This is a genomic window from Microcystis sp. M53602_WE12, assembly GCF_030065455.1.
GTDB lineage: Bacteria > Cyanobacteriota > Cyanobacteriia > Cyanobacteriales > Microcystaceae > Microcystis > Microcystis aeruginosa.
In genome coordinates, this window is sequence record NZ_JASJFB010000432.1 from 1 (window position 1) to 8,284 (window position 8,284).

Genomic DNA, 8,284 nt, shown 5'->3' on the forward strand with positions numbered 1-8,284 from the left:
ATCGGGAGTGCGAAATATATCTTGATAAATTTGTTTTTTCTCCTCTCGGTCAACTTTGGCGGTACTATCGGAGAGAATTTCGATAATTAAATTGGGATATTTGCCCTCTTCTCGCCAAACTACCCAACTTCTGCGGTTGGGGTTGGAGTTTGTCCCCAAAACGACGAAAAAATCGGGACCACGGAAGAATTCTGACTTTTTCTGGTTGGGACTGTAATAGATAGTTAAATTGCCGGCGGCAAAATAATCTTCTCGCTTGCGCCACCACCATTCTAAACACTGAATTAGTAAAATAATTTGTTGTAGATGTAGGTTACTTTCCAAGGGTGGTTCATCACTCCAAAATTGGCCTTGTGGGAAGATTATCTCAGGGTTTACATGAGACTCGACTAGGGGTAAGCTTTGAGCGATAGTCATGGTTTATCCAACAGAGATAGGTCGATAACTTATTATAAATGATTGAATATACTTTTTGGATGGTTATAGCACCGGCAATTGAGTTAAAAAGTTAAAATGGGCTTAATGGCTACAATGTAAGAATATTAATAGCTCTCTGAGAGTTAAAAAATGCTAAAAACCAGCACTTTTCGAGTTTTGTAAGAGGTCTTATGAACAGAATTAACAATATTGTTTTGGTTCACGGTTTTTGGGCCGATGGTTCTAGTTATAATCAGATAACTGCCCAGTTATTAGCCGAAGGATACGCAGCGATCGCAGTGCAAAATCCTCTCACTTCTCTAGCGGATGACGTAGCTGCTACGAAAAGAATTTTAAACCGTATCGAAGGACAATGTATTCTAGTCGGTCATTCTTGGGGGGGTACGGTAATCACAGAAGCCGGCAACGATGAAAAAGTGTCCGGTTTAGTTTACATTGCAGCGCTGGCTCCCGATGCGGGGGAGTCGATGGTAGATTTGTTTAGTGAATACGAAACCCCATCACAGTATTTTCAAGAACAAGAGGGGTTTATCTGGATTTCTCAAGAGGGAATAGAGAAGATTCTCGCCAATGATTTGCCCGCCGAAAAAGCCGCTTTAATTTATGCCACCCAAACCCCAGCAGCCGCCTCTTTACTAACAGCAAAAACCACTACAACCGCCTGGAGAAATAAGCCGAACTGGTATATTGTCTCTAGTCAAGATCAAGCCGTACCCCCAGAATTACAGTTTAATTTGGCCGAGAGAATGGGAGCAAAGACAGTGGTTTTGGCATCCGGTCACGTCCCGACTATTTCCCATGCTTCAGAGGTTTTAGAGGTGATTAGAGAAGCCTCGAATAGGGGATAAGTAAATCGCCATTTTCCCCTTAAACAATACCGGAACGTAGGGCAATTACGGCCGCTTGTACTCGGTCATCCACGGCTAATTTATTCATAATTCCCCGCACATGGGTTTTAATAGTATTGGTACTTAAATAAAGTTGTTCGGCGATTTCAGCGTTACTTTTGCCCTCAACAATTAACTTTAAAACCTCCATTTCTCGCTCTGATAAAAGTGCTAGATTGGGATTAGGTTGCACTGCCGGTGCTTTGAGATTATCCATGACTAAACGGGCAATTTGAGGGTCTAAATAGGTGGCTCCGTCCTTGGCCGCTTCAATAGCGGCCAAAAGGCGATCGAGACTCGCTCCCTTGATACAATAGGCATCAGCACCACTGGCCAGAGCTGCGATCACTTCCTGTTGCAGAGTGTGGGAAGTGAGCATAACCACATGAACATTAGCTAAACCCTCCTTAATCTGTTTAGTTGCCGCAATGCCATCGAGACGGGGTAAACCGATGTCCATGACCACTAAATCCGGCCGTAGGGATAGGGCTAATTGTACCCCCGCTAGACCATCACTAGCTTGACCAACAATCTCAAAATCCGGCTGTTCACTGAGCGCTTGTTCTAAACCTAACTGCATTAAAGGATCGTCTTCAACAATTAAAATCCGCATGATCTTTGATTCCTAACGGGAAAATGTACGGTTTTCACCCATCTGCATGAGGCAGAACTACTCCTAGTTTAGGCAATCTGGAAATAGATTAACAGTGACCAGTGACCAGTGATAACTGAAAATGCTACGGATTTCATCAGATCGGTCTAAAATTGTGCTTGTTGCCCTAGTTTATCTGGGTGTTGGTTGGCTAGGCTATCTCTGCTTAAATTTAGGGTCGCGACCTGCCCCAATTTGGATGAGTGCTGGTATTGGCTTAACTGCTGTTTTTTTAGGGGGAAAAAGGCTAGTTTTAGGCGTTTTTATCGGGGATTTGCTTCTTACCTTCTTTTTAGGGGCCAGTTGGCCCATAGCTCTATTTTCGGCGATCGGTAGCAGTTTATCGGCTCTGTTAGGGGCGCAATTCTTGCATTATCTGAGATTTTCCGCCACTTTACAGCGCATTCGCGATATTCTTTTACTGGTATTTTTAGCGGCTTTATTAGCCTCGGCAGTTAATGCCACTATCGATACTTTTGCCCGTAGTTGGCTAAATACTTGGGATTGGCGACAATTTGGACAGTCTTGGGGCATGATCTGGCTCGGAGATAGTACAGGAATATTAATGACCACGCCGCTGCTGTTGCGTTTTTGCTTCAATCGTCACTCCCTGCGGGAACCACGACAACCCCAACGCTTTGGCGAGGCCTTACTTTGTCTGAGTTTGCTAACGGTGGTGACTTCTGTGGTTTTTGGTGATCAACCAAATTTTCTTAACCCCGATTGGAGTATGGTGCAGTACCTCGAATATCTGCCTTTTCCTTTTGTGGTTTGGGCCGCCATGCGTTTTCAGACTTGGGGAGCGGTAATAGCGAATTTTTTAGTATCTATTTTAGCTTTGATGGGATTGGCCAGGGGAATCAGTCCTTTTATCCTACAGGCTCCCGATTATACCAGAGGTGTCTTGATCTTACAAATCTTTTTAGTCATTGTCATGTCAACTTCTCTGTTTTTATCGGCGGCGATTAGCGAAAGACAACAGATCGATCGAGCTTTAAATGAAACTTTAGAAAGAGAACATTTAGTAACACAAGTTGCTTTAAAAGTCCATCAATCTTTAGATATAGATCAGGTTTTAAATACCATTGTTGAGGAAATCAGAAATTTTCTCGATGCCGATCAAGTCTATATCGGTCACTGTCAAGAGCGGGGGTGGTCTAAGGTAATCGCTGAGTCCCGTCGTCCCGAGATTCCCTCACTGATGGGTTGGTTTCCCGAACCAGAATTACTGGAAGAATTGGGACAATTATTTTCTTTAGATAAGTTAATTATTGCTGATAATACCGCTAAGGTGCAAACTCTGCCGACTCTCAAGGGTTATTACGAATATCTGCAAGTTAAATCCTCTTTAGTTTTACCTCTAACGGTTAATAATCAACATTTAGGCGCTTTAGTTGTCCATCAATATTCCCATCCTCGTCATTGGCAAAAAAGCGAGGTCAAATTACTAGAACAGTTAGCCACCCAAGTTTGTATCGCTATCGGCCAAGCGCAACTATATCAGAGGGTGCAAAGCTTGAATAATAATTTAGAACGGGAAGTGGAAACAAGAACCTTGGAACTGCGGGAAAAAGTCCGGGAAATTCAGCATTTATACGAAATGAAAACGGTTTTTTTACAGGCAGTATCCCACGATCTTCGCACTTCGATTATGGGATTAGTTATGTTATTAAAAATTTTCCAGTGTCGGCAAACAGAAAAAGTAACTATCTCGCGAGCAATGCTCGATCAGGTGGTGCGTAGTTGCGATCAACAATTAACTTTAATTAATGCTTTATCAGAAAATCATTTTGCTGAAGAACGGCCTTTAATCTTGCATCGTCAACCTCTATCTTTAAAAGAACAGGTGGAAATTTGGCTCAAAGATTGGCAAAAAGATTTTGATTTATATCAAGCTACTTTTATTAATCTTCTCCCCGATGACTTACCCGCTATTGATGCTGATCCTTGTCAGCTAAGAAGTGTTTTTGAACAATTATTAAATAATGCCTTAAAACATAATCCTCCACCAATTCAATTAGCTTTAGATGCTCGTATTGACCAAGACATGATCTACTGCACTTTAAGCGATAATGGCATTGGCATGGATGAGGAACAATGTCAACATCTTTTCCATTTATATGTAAGAAATCTTCATAATCAACACCTAACGGGAATCGGTTTAGGTTCCTACCAATGTCGGCAAATAATCGAGGCTCACTCTGGGAGAATTGGGGTAAAAAGTACCCCACAGGTTGGCTCACAATTTTGGTTTACTTTACCCATTGCCTATCAAAATTCTAGATTAATTAAACCGGAGTTAGTCAACAGTAATCAGTGATTTTTTAACAGGATCAAGATAATTATGCTTACCCGTCAATCTGGGATTAGATTTGCTTTAGGTTTATTGATTATTTTCAATATTTTCTATTTTGTCCATCTCGCCTACTATAGTTATGTTTGGCACGATGAATCTTTGGTCTTACTCCATCTTTCTGGTTACACACCCGAACAGTTAATTAACTATCTGTTCGATGGACAAATTAAATCTACAGAACAACTCTGGCAATTTCAAGGGGTTAATTCCGTGAAAGGTTTTCCTGATACCTTAGCCTCTCTTTATACTAGCTCGAATTACGATCTACCTCTCTATTACAGTTTCCTCTGGTTTTTTGCAAGATTATTGGGCAATTCTTATCTAGTCTTAAGGGGATTTTCAGTAATTATTTGGTTTGGTATTTTATGGAGTTTTTACCATTTAGCTTTGACTTTATTTAAAAATAAAAACGCCGCTTTAATTGCCGCTACACTTATCTTCTTTTCCCCGCGTTTTACTGGTTATGCTCTGGGAATTTGGGAATACGGACTATATGTTTTATTTTCGATACTTTCTAGCTGGTTATTTCTCAAAGCTATTGATTCCTCGCAACCGAAAAAAGATTGGTTTTTCTATAGTTTATCCCTAATCGCTGGTTTATATACCCATGTTTTCTTTATCTTTGTTCTAGTAGTTCATAGCCTATATTTTCTGTTGCAGCTGAATTCTTTTAACTCTTTAACCAAAAAATACTATAGCATCAGCTTACTTGCTTCCCTAGGTATTTATTCAATTTGGTTAACCCGGATTTTTACCAGTCGATTTACTGTCTTTGGATGGTCAAAAGGCAGTTTACCCCTAGAGATCCTTTGGCAAAGATGGGTAAGAATGATCGCTCGTTTATTTTATAATTTTAGTTTAACCAATTCCACCATCACCCCTATTATTGAATACTGCCTAATTATCCTCGTCATCATCTCCTTTATTTATCTGGGCAAAAAAGCCGATAAAAAAGTTTTTACCCTGATTATTCTCCTGACAATTATCCCCTTTTTCTCTCTTTTAGCTTGGGATCTAATCGGAGGATTTCGCTACACGGCTGTGGGCAGATTTTACTTACCAAGTTTTCTCGGTATGCTGCTGGCAGTTACCTTTTTACTAAGCAAGGGATTACAGCAGCGCCAAGGCTGGGCAAAAATTCTCTTAATATTATTGCTAGTTTTCGGATTAATTGGCAAAATTCCCTATCCACCGCCGGCAACTAGATATGTGGGCTATGGTAGTAATATTCCCAACGCTTATAGAAGGATTAATCGCAGTCAAAAACCTCTAATTATTTCAGAACATTGGTTAGATACCTTGCCCCTTATCCATACTACTGATGCTAAGACAAAGTATTTATTTGTTCAGTCGAACCCTAGAGTTTCCATCCCCTCCTTAAAAAATCAATTTACCGATATTTATCTCCTCAATCCTTCCCCCAGTCTCAGACAATATTTAGATAACCAGTCTGTACAATTATCTCCTACGAAAAATCCAGCCTTTTGGCGAATTGATTAAAAAACCATTGACCCCTCTTGCCAAAACAGACCACAACCTGATAGACTGAATAAACCAAGGCTTCAGGGAATAGAATTGGGCAGTTCACCCCTAAGAGGGATTGACTTTTACAGAGTTTTATGCTTGCTCAACTGGAGAGTCCCCGAAATCTGGTGATGAAGAGTTTTAGCCTCTTGGCTACTGGACTGACTAAGCAGACCTAACAAATTCAACTGTATGATACCGAGTCAAGACATCGGCGAGGCAGTAGATTCAGTCAGAAAAACTGACGCACAAGACTTCTCTAATTTAATGCCTAGACCTGGCTGGCAACAAGTGGCGGGTTTAGGTAGAGACTGTTTTTGGTATTGAACCCCGATTCTTTTCGTTCTTTACCGGTTTTAGTGATTGCCAATAGGGATTTTAAGCCCGTAATTGGTTGAAAATTTCTATTTATTCGCAAAAATTCCCAGTCGCTCCCTGTACTAATCCTAGAGATCGACTTCATGATCAGTAATTTTCCCCAACCAATTCTCTGGAAATCACCTTCCAGAACAATTTAGTTATTTTATGAGTAGCAATGCCTTAACCAATCGTGAACATCTAATCGAACTGTATAATCGAGGTGAACGCAACTTTGCGGAAGTCAGACTTAGCGGAGTCAATTTAAAGAGACAGTGTTTAAACCAGATTAACCTAAGTCATAGTTACTTAAAACGAGCCAATTTAGCCGAAGCTTGTTTAATTAACGCTAATTTCAAGGACGCTTCCCTCGAAGAAGTTAATTTAAGCAAAGCTTGTCTTATCGATGCTAACCTGACTAAAGCCGACCTTTCCGGGGCAAATTTGCGCCAAAGTCAACTAAGCGGCGCAATTTTGAGTAATACCATTCTCAAAAAGGCTGATTTAAGTTCTGCCTGTTTAATTCACAGTAGCTTACTTTTTGCCCAACTGTTGAAAGCAAATCTCGAAGCCGCTAATCTCACCTCAGCCACTTTAACCCATGCCATGGCGGAGAAAGCTAACCTAAAACGGGCTATTCTCACTCGTGCTATTCTTAGCTCTGCTAATCTTAGCCATGCTAACTTAAAAGAGGCTAACCTAATTCGAGCCTATCTCTATCAAGCTAATCTGGAAAACTGCCATCTTCAATACGCCGACCTCAGCTATGCCGATTTGCGCGGGGCGGATTTACGGGGGGCGGATTTACGTTATGCTAACCTCGAAGGTGCTAATCTGACGGGAGCTAACCTCAATTGTAGCGATTTTGAGGGAGCTAACTTAACTGGAGCCGATTTAAGCAAAACTGACGCTAATAAAGCCAATTTTCGCCAAGCTAACTTAACCGGTTGTAATCTGCTCGGCGCTAATTTAGCCTCCGCTAACCTTTCCGGTGCTAATCTACACCAAGCGGGATTACTCTTGAGTTATTTAGTGGGAAGCAATCTTAAACGAGCTAATCTCAAACAAGCTAACTTAATTGGCGCGATTTTAACCGAAAATAATCTTCTTTCTGCTTCCCTCGAAGAAACTATTCTTCCTAACGGTAGTCGCGGTAATCTCCTTTCCTAATATAGCAATTTCCATAGTTGTGAGGTACAGAGTCTTAGGTTTTGAGGAGTCAGGAGTCAGGAGTCAGGAGTCAGGAGTCAGGAGTCAGGAGTTAAGATTTTGGTGTACCTCATGAGATTGGGAAACGCTATATTCCTAGAAAAACCTGGTTGTAGAGACTTTTCTGCCGAGGTTTCTATAACCGTGGGGAGTGGGGAGACCACTTCGTGCGCGTTGCGGGGGGGAGATGGGAGAATAACTAGGGTCTGCTGAAAAAGTTTTTGCCGCAAACCCTATGATAGTTTCCTAAAAAAATACCTAACCAAATTTTTGGCTAGGTATCCATCAATTTACTTCCTTTGTCGAAAATGTTGCTAGATAATTTAACCAACACCAATTAATGAACCCCGGAATATAACATCGTCGCTACCCTTGGATATATCGGCTAATTGACTGATATTTTCTAACTCAATTGCAGGAACAGTTCGTTTAATTAAACCAGTTAAAACTTTACCCGGACCCACTTCGATCGCTTTTTCCGCACCCACATCTGGCAATTTCAACATAATTTCTCGCCAGCGAACCGAGCTAGTCATCTGCCAGATCAGATATTTTTTTAATTCTTCCCCGTCCTGGGTAGGATTGCTCGGATCGACATTAGAAATCACAGGAACTTTTGCAGCCCGAAAATTAACTAATTCTAAAATTTGCTGAAATTGAATGGCAGCATTTTCCATCAAGGGAGAGTGAAAAGCGCCAGATACTTTTAACTGCATAACCCGCTTAACTTTCACTTGACCTAATACCAAATCCACCGCTTCAGGAGTCCCAGAAATTACCACTTGTTCAGCACTATTATCATTAGCAATAACTACATTTTCCGTCTGATTAATCACTGTCTCTAGACTGGTGCGATCAAAT

General features: G+C 41.1%; 7 protein-coding genes. 4 read left to right on the plus strand and 3 right to left on the minus strand.

The annotated features are described in order from the left end of the window. Nucleotides 1–417: Uma2 family endonuclease (locus PX482_RS14570; protein WP_288095216.1), on the minus strand; the 417-nt coding region annotated here is incomplete at its 3' end. A 191-nt stretch (nucleotides 418–608) separates the two neighbouring features. Between PX482_RS14570 and PX482_RS14575 the strand changes: the two genes are divergently transcribed. Further along, nucleotides 609–1,286, plus strand: a complete 678-nt coding sequence (locus PX482_RS14575) for an alpha/beta fold hydrolase (protein WP_002759226.1) — start codon at nucleotides 609–611, stop codon at nucleotides 1,284–1,286. Between the two features lie 19 nt (nucleotides 1,287–1,305). Here PX482_RS14575 and PX482_RS14580 read toward each other — a convergent pair whose 3' ends face one another. Next, entirely contained in the window at nucleotides 1,306–1,938 is a 633-nt protein-coding gene (locus PX482_RS14580; protein WP_190722132.1) for a response regulator, read from the minus strand. Between the two features lie 121 nt (nucleotides 1,939–2,059). Between PX482_RS14580 and PX482_RS14585 the strand changes: the two genes are divergently transcribed. The 3 genes from PX482_RS14585 to PX482_RS14595 all read left to right on the plus strand — a co-directional run bounded on the left by PX482_RS14585 (nucleotide 2,060) and on the right by PX482_RS14595 (nucleotide 7,384). Beyond that, nucleotides 2,060–4,297, plus strand: coding sequence for a sensor histidine kinase (locus PX482_RS14585; protein WP_288097280.1), 2,238 nt, complete (start codon nucleotides 2,060–2,062; stop codon nucleotides 4,295–4,297). Nucleotides 4,298–4,321: 24 nt separating this feature from the next. Continuing rightward, nucleotides 4,322–5,833 (plus strand): glycosyltransferase family 39 protein, encoded by a 1,512-nt coding sequence (locus PX482_RS14590; RefSeq protein WP_002759230.1) that lies wholly within the window; start codon nucleotides 4,322–4,324, stop codon nucleotides 5,831–5,833. A 549-nt stretch (nucleotides 5,834–6,382) separates the two neighbouring features. After that, a complete protein-coding gene (locus tag PX482_RS14595) occupies nucleotides 6,383–7,384 on the plus strand; it encodes a pentapeptide repeat-containing protein (RefSeq protein WP_288122606.1) in 1,002 nt (333 codons plus the stop codon). A 362-nt stretch (nucleotides 7,385–7,746) separates the two neighbouring features. On the opposite strand, the gene PX482_RS14600 is transcribed toward PX482_RS14595, so the two are convergent. Then, nucleotides 7,747–8,284, minus strand: a 538-nt coding sequence (locus tag PX482_RS14600; RefSeq protein WP_288122607.1) for an ACP S-malonyltransferase, incomplete at its 5' end; no start/stop codon positions are given.